This window comes from Arthrobacter sp. Soil_N43 (genome assembly GCF_057655195.1).
In genome coordinates, this window is the sequence record NZ_JBDGML010000041.1 from 1 (window position 1) to 14,592 (window position 14,592).

Sequence of the window (14,592 nt, forward strand, 5' to 3'; positions counted from 1 at the left end):
GTCCACGACTACGACTACGTCGTGCTCGCCGCACCGCTGACCACTGAGACCAAGGGACTGGTCAACGCCGACGTCCTGGCTGCCATGAAGCCGTCAGCGCGTCTCATCAATGTAGGGCGAGGGGAACTCGTTGATACGGAGGCCCTGACTGAAGCCTTGGCCTCCGGCTGCATTGCCGGAGCTGCCCTTGACGTTGTGCATCCCGAACCTCTGCCCGAAGGGCACGCTTTGTGGAGCATCGAGAACGTGATCATCACGCCGCACATGAGCGGGGACACCGAAGACTATCTCGATGATCTCTCCAAACTGTTCGTCGACAACCTGAGACGCTACTGCAAGGGCCAGCCTCTGCTGAATGTTGTGGATAAGAACCTCGGTTTCGTCTCCGTTTCCTGAATTCCTCCCCCAACCATCTAACTCATCGATTGCTCCGTAGGTGCCGTTTTGGATGTCCAAAAGGGCGCGTGCGGAGCAATCGACGTAAAAGATTGAGAGCAATGGCACACAACACCGTGCAGTCCCCTTGCAAACCAGCGGTTGTGGTGGATGTGATCCAGGGCGGGGCGGGGACCCGCACTATGCCGCCGAAGCTTGCACGCACTTGCAGCGCATCACGGCTACTGTCTTCGGGACCCCGGGCCGGCTTCGCAGAAATCAGCCTCCCGCCGCGCCAGGCAGGGTCCAGCATCATGCCCGGGAAGGTCAACCCGGTCCCAAGTCGAGGCAAGTATCGGCGTCGTCACTATCCTCAACCCGCTTATCGGGTACGACGCTGCAACGTCGATTGCCCGCGAGGCACTCTCAACTGGACGCAGCGTCACCTCCCTCGTCCTCGAACGCGGCCTACTGACGGCGGAAGAACTTAACGAGGTTCTCCGCCCTGAGCACCTGGCAAACCCGCAGGCGTGCGTCGCGGGCCCCCTGCCACTGTCGAAATGAACCTGTAGCAAAGGAACCAGGATGTCCACTTTCGCCAAGGCATATATCGCCTCTTCAGCAACGGCGCCCCTCCAGCCCGGCACCATCGAACGCCGCGAGCCCGGTGAGTTCGACGTGCGGATCGCGATCAAGTTTGTAGGCATCTGTCACTCCGACATCCACACAGCACGAGGCGACTGGGCGAGCGTGAATTACCCGGTGGTCGTGGGGCATGAGATTGCCGGCGTCGTGGAGGCTGTCGGAGCAAGGGTAACGCGACATTCAGTGGGGGACCGTGTGGGTGTGGGGTGCTTTGTGGATTCCTGCCGTGACTGCGTCAACTGCCGTGCCGGCGAGGAACAGCACTGCCTGGCCGGTGCGACCAGCACCTACAACTCTGTGGGCCGCGACGGGCTGCCCACAGCCGGCGGCTACAGCACCAGCATTGTGGTGGACGAGGACTATGTCCTGCGGATTCCTGACGGCATTCCGCTGGACGCCGCAGCACCCCTGCTGTGCGCCGGCATCACCATGTACTCGCCGCTGCGCACCTGGGATGCCGGACCGGGAAAGCGCGTGGCCATCATCGGCATGGGCGGGCTCGGCCATATGGGTGTCAAGATCGCCGCAGCCATGGGCGCGGAGGTGACAGTACTCAGCCAGTCGCTCAAGAAGCAGGAGGACGCGCTCCGGCTTGGGGCGGAGCATTACTACGCCACGTCCAACCCCTTCACCTTCGAAATTCTGAGGGGTCATTTTGATCTGATCATCAACACGGTCTCCGCCGATATCGATGTCGACGAGTACCTTGCGCTGCTTGCTTTGGACGGCACCATGGTCCTCGTGGGGCTGCCATCGAAACCGCTGACGCAACGCGCCTGGTCGCTGGTCAGCTTCCGACGCAGCCTCTCCGGATCCAAGATGGGCGGGATACGACAGACCCAGGAGATGCTCAACTTCTGTGCCGCCCGCGGGCTCGGGGCAGAGGTGGAGGTCATTCCGGCCAGCAAAATCAACGACGCCTATGAGCGAGTTTTGGCCAGTGATGTGCGCTACCGCTTCGTCATAGACGCCGCCACGTTCTGACCCCTTGTTTCTGTCAATACCCTCCGAAGGAACAACATGAAGAAAAGACCTTTGGCCTCACTGGCGACCTCTGACGCCCGCCTGGCCTGCCTGACTGGTCATCATTGCCCGGAGACGGGCTGGTGGTTAGCGGATGAAGACCTCGACCCGAGATTCATCTCCGAGGGTGACGTGATGCCTGCAGTAAACGGCAGGCCCGCACACTGGACACTATGCGCAGAGGCACCCATCCGAGCAGGAGGGCACGTTAGCGGCGGCGGTCACCGTCGGGTGCTTCTTTGATGCTTCACCGGCGCAATTGAACGAGGCCTGCCTCGCACAATAATTTCAATAACCCCTATCGTGGATTGTTGACAATCTGTATGATGGATGTTGTGCCATTCTTCCAAGAGTGGGCAAGACAGCGTTGTCCTTTAGGCCCAGCCATCGCCTAACCGGGGGAGTTCCGCTCCGGCTGCCGCCGTTCCCGCAAACACTCCACGTGAGGCTAAATCCAATATGTCAGTTGCATCTTCAAATCCAGTGACGGACAGCAACCCCGCCAAGGTCGGGGTCATCAGCACAGCAGACGCTGTCCCGGTTTCGGCGATCGACGGTCTTCGGGCCGGCAGAGAAACGGATCCAGACGCAGGCCCTAGGCAAGCATCTGGCTACACGGTGGGCGACCGGGTGGTCTTTCAAGCAGATGGAATCGCGGGATCGGGCGTTATTGACGACGTCATGCCCGATGGCTCCGTGGTCTGGGTATGGCCGGACGATGCCATGGGCCGCAAAATGCTCTTCGCCGCCGACGCGCTCTCCGTGCGGCACGAAGACGCGTCGCACGGGCGACAAATCCGTTCAAAGTAAGGAGACTTCCATGTCGAAGCAAGAGACCGCACATATAGAGGTGCTGGTGGGGACCCAGGAACAGCTGCATGATCTGCTTTCAGATGCAGAGGCCACCCTTCTCCCGGCTGCCGCAACACAGCGTTCGGCCGGAATCCTGATCACCCGGCACAGTCCTCGCCGATACACCGTCGCGCTGTGCGACACAGTCCCTTTCGGTGAAACCCGCGAGCACGCACGAGGCTAATCCTGGAGCTGATCGTCCTGGTGATCCTGTCCCCGTCCACAACGGTGAAAAGTTAGGGGAGACTGGAAGCCACAACGACGAAGGCGGAACCCAATGATTACTCTCCAGCAGGATGCCGAAGGCTTCATCCGGATGAACCGGCACTTTCCCGACAGCGTCCAGATCTCCATCACCTTTGCGGACGGCACAGCGGAGCAGGTGTCCGGACGGCGGCTCAACAAGGCCTACGACGACGCCCTTGCCGAGTACCGGGCGCAGAACCACCTCGACGCAAAGGGGTTCTCGCGGTCGCCGAAAAAGAAAACCAGCCCCGGAAACAAGATCGACTTCGTGCCGGTCCATCCCGGCATGGGCGAGTAAGTCCGGGGGTTTCGACAGGCTCAACCACCGTTGAGGGCTTTGAGAACCTCCCTGGCCACGTCCTCGCTGGACTGCGGGTTTTGTCCGGTAATCAGGTTGCCGTCACGCACCACGAAGCTGGCCCAGTCCGGGCCGGTTTCCACGGCGGCGCCCTTCTCGCGCAGCGCCGTCTCCACCAGCCACGGCGTGTTGTCGCCGGTGCCGCCGCCCAGTTCTTCGGAGTTGGTGAACACGGTCAGGCGGCGGCCGGCGAAGGCGAACGCGCCGTCGTCGGCCGTGGCACTCAGCAGGCCAGCCGGGCCGTGGCAGAACGGCGCGATGATCTTGCCCGCACCGTTCGCCTCGACCAGGATCCGGCCCAGGTCCCTGTCCTTGAACAGATCGGCCATGGGGCCGTGCCCGCCCGGCAGAACCAGCGCGTCGTACGCGGAAGTGTCGACGTCGGCCAGCACCAGCGGTGCGAACAGGTCGACGTCGATCATGTCCAGATAGGTGCGGAAGTCCTCCGCCCTCTCCTCGCTGCCCGCGGCCTCCGCCTGCAGGCTGACCTTGTCCACCGTCGGCTTGATGCCGCCGGGCGTGGCGAAGTCCACCGTGTGGCCGTCCTGCATCAGGGTGCGGTGTGCCACCACCAGCTCCTCCGCCCAGTACCCGGTGGGGTGCTGGCTGCCGTCCTTCATGGTCAGCGAGTCGGCGGCGGATACGACCATCAGGATGGTGGCCATGGGATTCTCCTTATGTTCTGTTGTTCCTTGGTTTCGACGAGCTCAACCGGCGGAGCAGCTACGGGTTCAGCCGCCGGTCCACTCCCGCAGCCGCAGCGGCGGCTCCGCGCCTCCGGGCTTTTGCAGCAGCACCTGGTTAACTCCGGTCAGCCCGTTCTCGAAACCCAGCGCACTGGAGGCCATGTACAGCCGCCACACGCGCGCCCGTCCGGCAGAGGTAAGCCGCACCGCCTCATCCCAGTGTTCCTCGATGTTCCGCACCCAGGCCCGGAGCGTCAGGGCGTAGTGCCGGCGCAGCGCCTCGACGTCGAGCACCTCGAAGCCGCCGGCCTCCAGCGCCACGACCACCTCGGAAAGGCTCAGCATCTCGCCGTCGGGGAAAACGTAGCGGGGAATGAAGGAGTCCGGATCATCGTCGGCGGGACCGGCGTTCCAGGAGATGGCGTGATTGAGCAGCCGGCCGCCGGGGCGGAGCAGGCTGTGCAGCTGCGAGACGTAGCGGGGGAGCTGCTCGCGGCCTACATGCTCCGACATGCCGATGGAGCTGATGGCGTCGAACGGCCCGTCGTCAATGTCGCGGTAGTCCTGGATCCGGATGTCCACGCGCTCGGTCAGTCCTGCATCTGCCACGCGCTTCCGGACCAGCTCTGCCTGCTCGGTGGAGATGGTAACGCCAACAACGTTCACCCCGTAGCGCTCGGCGGCATGCAGGGCGAAGCTGCCCCAGCCGCAGCCCACATCCAGCACGCGCATGCCCGGCTGCAGCCCCAGCTTCCGGCAGACCAGATCGAGCTTGGCTTCCTGGGCCTCCTCCAGGCTGGAGTCCTCACTGTCGTAAATCGCGCAGGAGTACACCATCGTGGGGCCGAGGACCAGCCGGTAGAAGTCGTTGCCGACGTCGTAGTGGTGTGAGATGGCCGCAGCGTCGCGCTTCTTCGAGTGCCGCCGTCCGTGCTTTTCCACCTTTGCTTCTTCGGGAGGCGGCGCGGGATTCGGACCCACCGCGCCAAGGCCGACAGCGGTGGTGAGCAGCGTCCCGAGTTCCCGTGCCGTCGGCTTGCGGAAGGGGCCGGCCTCGGCGAACTTGCCTGCGGAACTTAGCGCGGCGAAGGCAGCGAAGATGTCGCCATGGGCCTCAATTTCTCCGGCCACGTACGCCCGGCTCAGGCCCAGCTGCCCCGGCGACCACAGCATCCGGCGCAGTGCCCGCCTCGACCGGAACTCGATGACCGGCGCGTCGGCCGGCCCCGCTTCCGATCCGTCCCACGCCCGCAGCCGGATGGGGATTTCCTCCGTGCCCAGGACGATGGCCAGCGCCTTGGCCAGCCGTGGTGCCACACCCGATGTCTTTGCCATATTTGTCGCCTCTCGTCCGGTGCTCGCGTCAGGCCTGGCGGTCCTGCTCCGTTGCAGTCCCGTCACTTGGAAACTAAAACTACACAAGGGCAGGCTCCCCGGACAGTGAGACAAGCCTGTCCGCTTGGAGCCGGCCCGGTTCCGGCGTGGCTTGGCTCCGTGCTGCGCTCGGCGAGGTCGCCGGAAGCCTGCCAGTTCGCGGGAAGCTTCCGGCGAACTCGACCGGTACCGGCGAGGTCGCGGCTGTCCCTCAAAGGCGGTGGTTGGGCCGCCCGCAACCTCTCGGCTCTGGACCGGATATCGGGGCGGTGGGATCCTGAACGCAAAATGTCGACGGGGGGAGAAAGGCTGTACCAGACCATGGATGAATCAGCGGATACGCGGCAAAGGCTGTCCGACCGCATCGACCAGAAGCAACAGACCATCCGCTCCTACCTGGGGCGGGAGCGGCCCCGCCGAAACAAGCTCTCCAACATCAGCATCGTGGGGAGCGCGCTGGCCGCCATGCTCACCGCAGGCCCGGCAGTCGGAGGCACGGGGTTCACGGAGGCGGTCCGCGGGATCTTCTCGCTGGACGACGACTCCATAGTGTGGCGGTTCCTCTGCCTGGCCGCGGTAATTTTCTCCGTGGCGGCGGCGCTGGCCACGAACTTCGCCAATTCCCACGCGCTCGCCGAAAAAGTGAGCGCGGCCGAGACGGCAAATGCGCAACTGGAAGGCCTGCAGACAACCCTGAGCTTTGGCCACATCGCCATCGACGAGGCATTGAAGCTCTACCAGCAATACGTCGCCCAGGTGCCCTTCGTGGATGACGTCCGCACACGCTGACGTTTACTCGAGAATGTACGACGGCGGGTGGCTGGCAGAAATGCCAGCCACCCGGCTCAGAATCGAGAATTCTTTATGAAAGGAGAGCGCAGACGTCAGTCACCTGTCCCGGACCATCGGCTTCGAACCTTGTCCGTTCGGAGCGATCAAGGTTGAGGGTGTAATGGAAGTTGCCTGTCGTCAATGCCAGGCCGGAATCGGGAGCGGGAAGGAGCAGGAGGTTGGTTCCGGTGGCTTGAACGTCGATGAACTTCTTGCCCTTGGAATCTGACAGAACCTGCTCGTGGATGACGCCCGTTATCACGTAACTGACAGTGCTTGACTCACTTGTGAGGGTAATTTTTGCACCGGGAGAAATGGTCGTGTCCTGTCCCCAGGAAGCTCAATGACCTTGATCTTGCCCTTGAGAGTCACGGTCAGGCTGAAGTCACAGAATCCTGGGAGTTCAAACGTCCCCTCGTTGAGGGCCGGAGCGAACGGGTTCGGATCCTTGGGCCCCTGAGGGCTGCAGCCTGCCTGCACAGCAGCGGGTAACCCGGCAGCATTCAGGCGTTCACATCCCCGTCCCCGGCGGTTCACGCGCACCGTAAACCATGGCCCCATGACTCCTTTCACCCGCCGCAACATCCTCAAAGGTGCCCTCGCCGCTGCCGGTGCTGCCGCCGTCGCCCCTTCGCTAGTCGTGCCCGCCCACGCCGCCCGCCCCTCCGGCGTCGCGCTGGTCCGTAACCGGCTGAGCCTCCCGTCCGGCATCGCCACCGGCGACGTCACCGCCGATTCCGGCGTCCTGTGGTCCCGCGCGTCGGGCCCCGGCCGGCTGGTGGCCAGTCTGCTGGCGGTGGACGACGGCGGGTCCCCGCTCCGCGGCGGCCGCGCCTTCCAGCGGGTGCTGCGGGGGACCGCCGCCAGCGAGGCCACCGACTTCACTTCCAAGATCAGCGCCCGAGACCTGCCGGCCGGCACAAGGTTCGCGCTGACCATGCACTTCGAGGACCCCGACGGCCACGCTGGCGAAACCGCCCGAGGCTCCTTCAGCACTGCGCCCGGAACCGGCACGCTCAGCAGCGGCCGCACCCCCCGCCGGCAGAGCTTCGTCTGGAGCGGCGACACCGCCGGCCAGGGCTGGGGCATCAACGAGGAAATCGGCGGCATGCGCGGATACGCTGCCATGCACGCCACGAAGCCGGACTTCTTCATCCACTCCGGAGACACCATCTACGCTGACGGCCCCATCGCCGCCCAGGTCACGGAGCCGGACGGGCAGGTCTGGCGCAACCTCGTCACCGAGGAGGTGTCCAAGGTGGCCGAGACGCTCAACGAGTACCGCGGCCGGCACCGCTACAACCTCATGGACCGCAACGTCCGGGCCATGTACGCCGAGGTGCCGGTGATCGCCCAGTGGGACGACCACGAAACCACCAACAATTGGTACCCGGGGGAGATCCTCACCGACTCCCGCTACACGGAGCGCCGCGTGGACGTCCTCGCCGCGCGCGGGCGCCAAGCCTGGCAGGAGTACCAGCCCATCGCCCAGCTGAGCGACGGCAGCACCGGCTTCGAACCGGCCCGCATCTACCGCAAGATCTCCCGCGGCCCGCAGCTGGACATCTTCTGCCTGGACATGCGGACCTTCAAGGACCCGAACACGGACGGCAAGGAAACCAGCCTCACGCACATCCTCGGCGAGGAACAGGCCCAGTGGCTGATCCGAGAAGTCAGCAAATCCAAGGCCACCTGGAAGGTCATCTCCGCCGACCTGCCGCTGGGCATCATCGTGCCGGACGGTCCGGTCAACCAGGAATCCCTCGCTAACCGCGACGCCGGCGCCCCCTTGGGCAAGGAACTCGAGATCGCCGGGGTGTTGTCCGCATTCAAGCGCAACCGGGTTAAAAACGTGGTCTGGCTCACGGCCGACGTCCACTACTGCGCCGCCCACCACTACTCGCCCGAGCGGGCCGCGTTCCAGGACTTCGACCCTTTCTGGGAATTCGTGGCCGGACCCATCAACGCCGGAACCTTCGGGCCCAGCCAGATGGACGGCACTTTCGGCCCGAAGGTGGCGTTCTTCAAAGCCGGGGCATACGCCAACCAGTCTCCGCGCACCGGCGAAAGCCAGTTCTTCGGCCATGTGGACCTCGATGAGGATGACGTCTTCACGGTCAGCCTCCGCAACGCCGCCGGCGCCGTGCTCTGGAGCAAGTCGCTGCATCCGGAGCGCTCACGAGCGTAAACTTGGAGCCAGAAAACGGCGGGATCGACGGGCGGAGGAGGATCCGTGGTCAGGTCGGCTGAAACTGTGGTCATCCGGCGGCCGCCGGATGAAGTCTTCGCATACGTCGCGGATCTTCGCAACGAACCCAACTGGCACGTGGACGTTGAGTCGGTGGATCCGGCCACCGATCCCGTTCCGGCGGTCGGCAAGACCTACCCCCTGCACTTCAAGCCGTTCATGGGCAAGACGGAGGGCAGCGTGACTGCACTGGACGTGACGCAGGGGGAGCGTCTGGTCTACCGCGCAGAGCTGGCCGGGCTGCACCCCCTGGTCACCTACACCGTGGAATCAGCGCCGGAAGGCACCCGCTTCACCCGCAGCGTGGAGATGCGGCCGGGCGGGCTGGCCCTGCTGATGGCACCGGCCATGGCTTTCATGGTGCCGCGGCGGAACAAAGTCTTCGTCCGAAACCTCAAGAAGGTGCTGGAGCGCTGACCCGGCTGATCACGATCCTGTCCGGTTCACAATCGCGTTCGCAAGGAAATCCCGCATCTGATCTGCGAAGATGTCCCGTAGTGGGAAGGCCAAGCAGCGGCGCCTCGATCCCACTGGTGTGCCTTGGGGAGGCCAGCAGTGCCAGGAATCAGCTTTACCGCCGTTGACTTTGCCACAGCGAACCGCGATCGCGCGTCGGTGTGCGGCGTCGGCCTGGTGAAGGTCCACAACGGACGCATCGAGGACAAGGCCTCATGGCTGATCAAACCTCCGCCCGGCCTGGAGCACTTCGACCCCTTGCACACCGACTTCCACGGCATCACCGCGGGAGACGTCTCTGCCGCAGCCGACTGGGAAATGTCCGTTGAGGGGATTCTCCATTTCACCGGCGAGGACCACATGGTTGCGTACAACGCCACCTACAACGCCGACGTGATGCTGAAGGCGAGCAACCGGCTGAAGCTGGACCTGCCGGCGAAGAATTTTTACTGTGCCCTTTGGCTCGCCCAGCATGAGCTGGATCTCCCCAAACACAGGCTCAATGACGTCCTGGCTGCCTTGAAGTTGCCGCCCGTCGAGCACCCTGACCCGAGTACGAACGCGCTGGCGTGCGCCAAGCTGGTGCTGGCCATTGCCCGCATGCGGCGGCTTGGCAGCGTTGAGGAACTGTGGGACGCGCCGGCGGTGACGATCGGCCATAAACCGCAGGGCCGGCGTCGTAAGTAGTCCCTGCTAACGGCCGCCCTTGGTGCGGCCGTTACTTAGCCAGTAGGGCTATTTCTCCTTGGGGATGATGATCCACAGTGCGATGTAGGCCAGTTCGCCCACACCAAACAGGCCGAAAAGCACGAAGCCGATGCGGACGAGTGCCTTGGGAATCCCGAAGCGTGCCGCGAGGGCTGCGCAGACTCCGGCGATCATCTTGCCGTTCCTGGGCCGAACCATGATTGCTTCCATTTCGTCACACTAGCAGCCGCAGGAGTGCTGGTCAGGTGGCAGTCACTGTCACCGTCCGCGTCGCCAGAACGACGCCGGTGATCCAGTGCAGGAAGTCGACTGCAATGGTGTACTTTCCGGGCGCGGGCGGTCGCAGCAGGAGATCGAACTTCTCGGCCGCTCCGGACTTGATGACGCTGGTCAGCAGCGGCTGGCCGGCCACTGAGGGCTGAACGGCCGGGCCGGTCGGAGTGGGCGTGTTCCAGAACGGCCTGCCGTCGTGCGCGATCAGTTCGGCGATGCGTGCCGGTCGTCCCGCCGCATCCATGAATCGTGTGAGCGTCGGGAAGTAGTCCACGTTCACGAAGCGCACCAGAGTGGGTTTTTTGGTGCCCGCGGCAACATTCGCTTTCATGGCCGAGACGGCCCACACCCTGTCGCCCGCGGGCCTGCTGGCGATGGCGCCGCCCAGGAGAAAGAAGTGCTTGGGCTCGAAGCGGTTCAGTCCCGCGTCCTCACCGGACAGTCCTGCGGCGTGGTTCAGGTCATGCCACCGCGGATCGATCGAATACGGCGCGATTAGCGTCTCGGTGGCAATGTCGTACAGGGGACCCTCCAGGGAATGGCGCCGGGTCCCTGCCGGGACCGGGGACGCCGGATCCCCCTGCGGATCGATAATGATTGCCCCGAACATCCCCATCTGGACGTGAAGGGGCGTGTTGACGTGGCAGTGGTAGAAGTACGTGCCGGCGGAGCCCCGGTTCGGGTTGCCGCGTTCGGCAACGTCCGGCCGCCACTGGTAAGTGTACTCACCCGAGACCTCGTAGGACGTGTGGCCCACGCCGTCGTTGCGGGGATCCGGTTCGATGCCGTGCCAGTGGACGGTGTGGACCCGCTTGCTCGGCTTCACCGTGGCGTGGAACAGCTGGCCCTCCGTCATCCGGACCAGCGGACCCGGTAGCCCGCGTCCGGACCTCTCGTCTTCGAAGCTCCACACGTCGTGCTCCGAGCCGTCTGGGAATCGGAGTTCCCTGTTGAAGAAATCGAGCTCGACCGAGACGTCCGGCCGCAGGCGAAACTGAGTCTCGGGGCTGCCCTCGTGAGGCTGGTCGGAGGCGAAGTCCACCTGGCTCCGAAACGTGTGGTGGGCCTGGTCCTCCGCAGTGGGGGGCAGGCCTGATTCGGGGGCTGGTGCCGCCGCCAGTACCCAGTCGGCCACCAAGCCGCCGGGGTACATGCCGCCGGCGGCAGTCTGCGACGGCTCCGCATGGCAATGCATCGGATACGTCCAGTCCTCGGTCCGGGCGTCCCAGACGGGATCCACCACTTCGGGCGGACGACGGACCGGGAGCATCGCCTCCTTGCGTTCCAGCGGCTGCAGCTGAACGGTGTCCTCCCACTGTTGGAGAATGACGTCCCCTTGGGGACTGACCCTTCCGTTTGACCGGGGGAAATCAATGCCGTTGGCGCGCACCGTCCACACGTGATTGCCGTGGTAATGCAGCTGATGGTCCGCGATGCCGGCGTTGACCATCCTCACCAGCTGGCCGGTCCGCACGGCGCCCGGGGTGGGGGAGGCGCTGAAGTTCCGCGTATCGGTTTCCCTCGGATGGCCCGAAGGAAGCGTGTCCTGCTTGCGCCGTTCGTTGAGTTCCTCATTGGTGCTGACCGCCAGTGACTGGAATCCGGAATAGCCATTGAGGGTGAAGTACCGCGGCACGGCCGGCGTGGCGAGCGGGTTGACTGTCTGCCCCCTGGAGGCGATGCGTGCCCAGTTCGAGTCCACGTCGTGGCATAGCCACAGCCACTGGCGCTCGAACTCCGCTCCGCCAGGGGCGAGCCGCCACGCGTTGCGGGGATCGATGACCACCAGCGCTCCGTACAGGCCCAGGGTCCTCTCCACAGGCTGGTTGCCGGGATCGGTGAACAGGTACGTGCCGGGCAACGGCGCACGGAACTCTATGAGCTTCGACTTCGCCGGGGCGACGCTCCCGCTCGTGACGTCCGCTCCCGCAGGACCGGCGCCGTGGAACCGCAGTTCGTGCGGCTGCGGCAGATTGTTGTGCAGCAGGATGCTGATGGTGCTGCCGGTTTCAGCGATGAGCGTCCGGTCCGGGAAGAAACTGGCCCAGTACGCGCGCCTGGCCAGATACTGCCGCTGGAAAGCGGGGTCCGGCCGCAGCGGGGCCGGCCGGCCGTGGGGCGGCACGGGTGCGGTGAGAGGGTAGCTCCGGCTGGCGACCACCTGGCCGCTGGCTGTGAACACCCGCGGGCTCATAGCCAGTGCCGGCTTCGGGTCTTCCCTACGGGTAGGCCGGTCGCCGAATCCCCGGTGATACACCAGTGCCCCGTCCACCATAGGAACGAAGCCCTCGTTCACGTAGACGTTCAGGGGGCTCATGACAGGCCCCGGTGGTCATGCCGGTGGTGACCCCGGTCGGAAAGAGTGCTGGCCGTGAAACTCATGTCCCCCCCAAAAAACGCGCTTGCGGACTGCGCCCATCCTTGCGGCGGATGCTGGGGAAAAACTGGTCCTGCGGGGGCGCTAATTGGGGGTGAGGCGTGGGCTGAGTGGCGGCGGAGCCTTCGGCTGCGGAGGCGTGGGCTGAGTGGCTGCCGGAGCGGACGATCAGGAGGAGCCGCGGGACGCTTCCAGTGTCGCGCCCCCGTCCCCGTCCGCGGCGGTGGCGGTGGCGGGGGCGGTGTCCATCTTGTGTTTGCCGCGGATGCTGACGGCCAAGTCTTCGAGGGCCTGGGCAACCTCGCGGGTGGAGGGCCGGTGCTGCGGTTCCCGCGCCGTCATGGCCGCCAGAAGCTGTTGCCATTCCGGGTCGAGGTCGTGTGGAATCGGAGGATCGTCGATCAGCCGTGCCAAGGCGCTCTGCAGCGGGTCGCCGGGGAACACGGGTTCACCGGTGAGGCACTCAAGCAACACCAGGCCCAGGGAGTACACATCGCTGGCGGGCCCCGCCGGTTCGGACTTTGCCTGTTCCGGACTGAGGTAGGCCGCCGTTCCGAGGACGCCGCCCGTGTCGTACTGCTGCGTGTCGGACATCAGGGCGATGCCGAAGTCCGTCAGTTTGGCGCGCATCCGGGCGGCATCGTGGCTGTAGTCGAAGACCAGGATGTTGCCGGGTTTGACGTCGCGGTGCACCACGCCGTTGTCATGGATGTAGGTCAGCGCGTCGGCGAGGTCGTAGCCAATCTGCGCCGTATGGCGGGGCGGGAGAAGGCCGTCCTGCAGCCGCCGCTTGAGGTCCGGACCCTCCACCAACTCCATGACGAGGTAAATGCGGGGCCGCCCTGGTTCACTCCTGTCCACGCCTGCATCAAGGAGCGTGACCAGGCTGTGGTGGTTCAGCCGGGCAAGGACGGCCACCTCGGCGTCGTCGTCCTGCAGCGCCCCTACGGTGTCTTGCAGTGCGACAGCCGGCCTGGATTTGATGACTATCTTGACGGCCACATCCCGGCCGAGGGATTCATCGGTGGCGCGGTAGACATTGGCCATGGCCCCGGAGCCAATCTGCTCCACGACGCGGTATCTGCCGCCCAGGAAGGTGCCTTCGGAAATGCCAGCCAGATCGTCCATTGAATCCCTTGCGTTTCCTGCGCGGGCCAGAGGGGCCTCGCGCGAATTTTCGTATGAACCTGCAGCGGGAGCGGTTTGATAACACTGCCCCTCAGCTGACGTGGCGGTACAAAAGCGTATGACCTCGGGTAGCCAGGGAGGCGTTAGCTGCAGGATTGCATGCGAAGCACAGCGGGAAGAGCCATTGCGGCGGCTCCTCCGCTGTGCTGCGGGCTAGATAAGGCTGGGCGCGCTGGCGACGATGTAGTCCGCTGCTGCCGGCCCGGTCATGGACAGTTCGTTATTGTCGGGATCGATGCCGAGTGCCTGAAGCCCTGCCCGCAGGGCTTCAGGGGTTTCGGGCTGGTTCTTATTGATCAGGCTCCAGCTGGTGTACAGGCCGTAGAGCTCGTCCGGGCTCAGGCCCGTGTCGGTTTCCCGGTCAGTGGTGAGGGCTTCGGCTACGAAACGGTCAAAGTGTGTTGCAGTCATTTTTGGCTCTTTCATGGCGTGCACGTTGATGCGCCGTTCTGCTTCAGCGATAACGGACCACTGCCCGTAAGGACGGAGATCGTCCTTGAAATTTATGTGAGACAGACCGTTCTGTCTAGTTGGTCTTTACAAAAGGACTCCGGCGGGGGAAGAGGGCGGCGGTCGGTGCTGGTCCCACGGCTGATCCCACGGCTGAGGGGGCGTCCGGAAGCCAATTTGCGCTGCCCTCCGAGGGTGTGTAAAGTAATTCGAGTCGCCGCCGCTGAAGCGGAAAAATAGCGACCAACCCCTTCGAAAACAGCCCGAAAATGGCACGCTGATTGGCGCGCCGCGGATGGGCGGGGACCTTCCTGTTGGATCGCAAATTGCGGAAACGCTGATTTGCAAAGATCCACGGGATCGGGTAAGTTTGAAAAGTTGCTCCGGAGCGATCCGCGACCGAATGGTTGGTTGTGGTGGTGCCGGGTGTGTCTGTTGTTTGAGAACTCAATAGTGTGCCAAGTTTGTTGATACCGGTTTATTTTATATGAATTGGTTGATT

16 protein-coding genes and 1 pseudogene are annotated in these 14,592 nt (G+C 64.3%); 10 read left to right on the forward strand and 7 right to left on the reverse strand.

Features of this window, described 5'->3' with window-relative positions; genetic code table 11:
* From AC3A3W_RS02805 to AC3A3W_RS02830, 6 genes and pseudogenes are all read left to right on the forward strand, one after another.
* Positions 1-396 (forward strand): NAD(P)-dependent oxidoreductase (locus AC3A3W_RS02805; protein ID WP_487440371.1); only part of this gene is annotated, 396 nt, incomplete at its 5' end.
* A gap of 191 nt (positions 397-587) precedes the next feature.
* A pseudogene (locus AC3A3W_RS02810) lies at positions 588-939 on the forward strand (lyase family protein); the annotation flags it as partial.
* A 21-nt stretch (positions 940-960) separates the two neighbouring features.
* Positions 961-2,004 carry an NAD(P)-dependent alcohol dehydrogenase gene (locus tag AC3A3W_RS02815; protein ID WP_487440372.1) on the forward strand — a complete coding sequence of 348 codons (1,044 nt, stop codon included), beginning with the start codon at positions 961-963 and terminating at the stop codon, positions 2,002-2,004.
* A gap of 498 nt (positions 2,005-2,502) precedes the next feature.
* The gene (locus AC3A3W_RS02820; RefSeq protein WP_487440373.1) at positions 2,503-2,853 is read left to right on the forward strand and encodes a hypothetical protein; all 351 of its coding nucleotides are present in this window, start codon (positions 2,503-2,505) and stop codon (positions 2,851-2,853) included.
* Between the two features lie 10 nt (positions 2,854-2,863).
* The gene (locus AC3A3W_RS02825) at positions 2,864-3,079 is read left to right on the forward strand and encodes a hypothetical protein (RefSeq protein ID WP_487440374.1); all 216 of its coding nucleotides are present in this window, start codon (positions 2,864-2,866) and stop codon (positions 3,077-3,079) included.
* Between the two features lie 93 nt (positions 3,080-3,172).
* On the forward strand, positions 3,173-3,439 hold the full coding sequence (locus tag AC3A3W_RS02830) for a hypothetical protein (RefSeq protein WP_487440375.1): 267 nt from the start codon (positions 3,173-3,175) through the stop codon (positions 3,437-3,439).
* Positions 3,440-3,459: 20 nt separating this feature from the next.
* Here AC3A3W_RS02830 and AC3A3W_RS02835 read toward each other — a convergent pair whose 3' ends face one another.
* Together AC3A3W_RS02835 and AC3A3W_RS02840 are read right to left on the reverse strand one after the other, a co-directional pair.
* Positions 3,460-4,164, reverse strand: coding sequence for a type 1 glutamine amidotransferase domain-containing protein (locus AC3A3W_RS02835; RefSeq protein WP_487440376.1), 705 nt, complete (start codon positions 4,162-4,164; stop codon positions 3,460-3,462).
* 66 nt (positions 4,165-4,230) lie between these two features.
* Positions 4,231-5,520 carry a class I SAM-dependent methyltransferase gene (locus tag AC3A3W_RS02840; RefSeq protein WP_487440377.1) on the reverse strand — a complete coding sequence of 430 codons (1,290 nt, stop codon included), beginning with the start codon at positions 5,518-5,520 and terminating at the stop codon, positions 4,231-4,233.
* Between the two features lie 360 nt (positions 5,521-5,880).
* Between AC3A3W_RS02840 and AC3A3W_RS02845 the strand changes: the two genes are divergently transcribed.
* Positions 5,881-6,348 (forward strand): hypothetical protein, encoded by a 468-nt coding sequence (locus tag AC3A3W_RS02845; RefSeq protein WP_487440378.1) that lies wholly within the window; start codon positions 5,881-5,883, stop codon positions 6,346-6,348.
* A gap of 73 nt (positions 6,349-6,421) precedes the next feature.
* On the opposite strand, the gene AC3A3W_RS02850 is transcribed toward AC3A3W_RS02845, so the two are convergent.
* Entirely contained in the window at positions 6,422-6,652 is a 231-nt protein-coding gene (locus tag AC3A3W_RS02850) for a hypothetical protein (protein ID WP_487440379.1), read from the reverse strand.
* Positions 6,653-6,949: 297 nt separating this feature from the next.
* Between AC3A3W_RS02850 and AC3A3W_RS02855 the strand changes: the two genes are divergently transcribed.
* From AC3A3W_RS02855 to AC3A3W_RS02865, 3 genes are all read left to right on the forward strand, one after another.
* Entirely contained in the window at positions 6,950-8,578 is a 1,629-nt protein-coding gene (locus tag AC3A3W_RS02855; RefSeq protein WP_487440380.1) for an alkaline phosphatase D family protein, read from the forward strand.
* 45 nt (positions 8,579-8,623) lie between these two features.
* Positions 8,624-9,055 (forward strand): SRPBCC family protein, encoded by a 432-nt coding sequence (locus AC3A3W_RS02860; protein WP_487440381.1) that lies wholly within the window; start codon positions 8,624-8,626, stop codon positions 9,053-9,055.
* A gap of 138 nt (positions 9,056-9,193) precedes the next feature.
* Positions 9,194-9,781: a 3'-5' exonuclease family protein gene (locus AC3A3W_RS02865; protein ID WP_487440382.1), complete on the forward strand. Its 588-nt coding sequence runs from the start codon at positions 9,194-9,196 to the stop codon at positions 9,779-9,781.
* A 48-nt stretch (positions 9,782-9,829) separates the two neighbouring features.
* Here AC3A3W_RS02865 and AC3A3W_RS02870 read toward each other — a convergent pair whose 3' ends face one another.
* From AC3A3W_RS02870 to AC3A3W_RS02885, 4 genes are all read right to left on the reverse strand, one after another.
* Entirely contained in the window at positions 9,830-10,012 is a 183-nt protein-coding gene (locus AC3A3W_RS02870) for a PspC domain-containing protein (protein WP_309990507.1), read from the reverse strand.
* A gap of 31 nt (positions 10,013-10,043) precedes the next feature.
* The gene (locus AC3A3W_RS02875) at positions 10,044-12,392 is read right to left on the reverse strand and encodes a multicopper oxidase domain-containing protein (protein ID WP_487440383.1); all 2,349 of its coding nucleotides are present in this window, start codon (positions 12,390-12,392) and stop codon (positions 10,044-10,046) included.
* Between the two features lie 228 nt (positions 12,393-12,620).
* Positions 12,621-13,580, reverse strand: coding sequence for a serine/threonine-protein kinase (locus AC3A3W_RS02880; protein WP_487440384.1), 960 nt, complete (start codon positions 13,578-13,580; stop codon positions 12,621-12,623).
* A 213-nt stretch (positions 13,581-13,793) separates the two neighbouring features.
* The gene (locus AC3A3W_RS02885; protein WP_487440385.1) at positions 13,794-14,051 is read right to left on the reverse strand and encodes a hypothetical protein; all 258 of its coding nucleotides are present in this window, start codon (positions 14,049-14,051) and stop codon (positions 13,794-13,796) included.
* Positions 14,052-14,592 lie beyond the last annotated feature (541 nt).

Coding starts and splice junctions, on each gene's coding strand:
- AC3A3W_RS02815 (WP_487440372.1), top strand. CDS start 961: ATGTCCACTTTCGCCAAGGCATATATCGCCTCTTCAGCAACGGCGCCC.
- AC3A3W_RS02820 (WP_487440373.1), top strand. CDS start 2,503: ATGTCAGTTGCATCTTCAAATCCAGTGACGGACAGCAACCCCGCCAAG.
- AC3A3W_RS02825 (WP_487440374.1), top strand. CDS start 2,864: ATGTCGAAGCAAGAGACCGCACATATAGAGGTGCTGGTGGGGACCCAG.
- AC3A3W_RS02830 (WP_487440375.1), top strand. CDS start 3,173: ATGATTACTCTCCAGCAGGATGCCGAAGGCTTCATCCGGATGAACCGG.
- AC3A3W_RS02835 (WP_487440376.1), bottom strand. CDS start 4,164: ATGGCCACCATCCTGATGGTCGTATCCGCCGCCGACTCGCTGACCATG.
- AC3A3W_RS02840 (WP_487440377.1), bottom strand. CDS start 5,520: ATGGCAAAGACATCGGGTGTGGCACCACGGCTGGCCAAGGCGCTGGCC.
- AC3A3W_RS02845 (WP_487440378.1), top strand. CDS start 5,881: ATGGATGAATCAGCGGATACGCGGCAAAGGCTGTCCGACCGCATCGAC.
- AC3A3W_RS02855 (WP_487440380.1), top strand. CDS start 6,950: ATGACTCCTTTCACCCGCCGCAACATCCTCAAAGGTGCCCTCGCCGCT.
- AC3A3W_RS02870 (WP_309990507.1), bottom strand. CDS start 10,012: ATGGAAGCAATCATGGTTCGGCCCAGGAACGGCAAGATGATCGCCGGA.
- AC3A3W_RS02875 (WP_487440383.1), bottom strand. CDS start 12,392: ATGAGCCCCCTGAACGTCTACGTGAACGAGGGCTTCGTTCCTATGGTG.
- AC3A3W_RS02880 (WP_487440384.1), bottom strand. CDS start 13,580: ATGGACGATCTGGCTGGCATTTCCGAAGGCACCTTCCTGGGCGGCAGA.
- AC3A3W_RS02885 (WP_487440385.1), bottom strand. CDS start 14,051: ATGACTGCAACACACTTTGACCGTTTCGTAGCCGAAGCCCTCACCACT.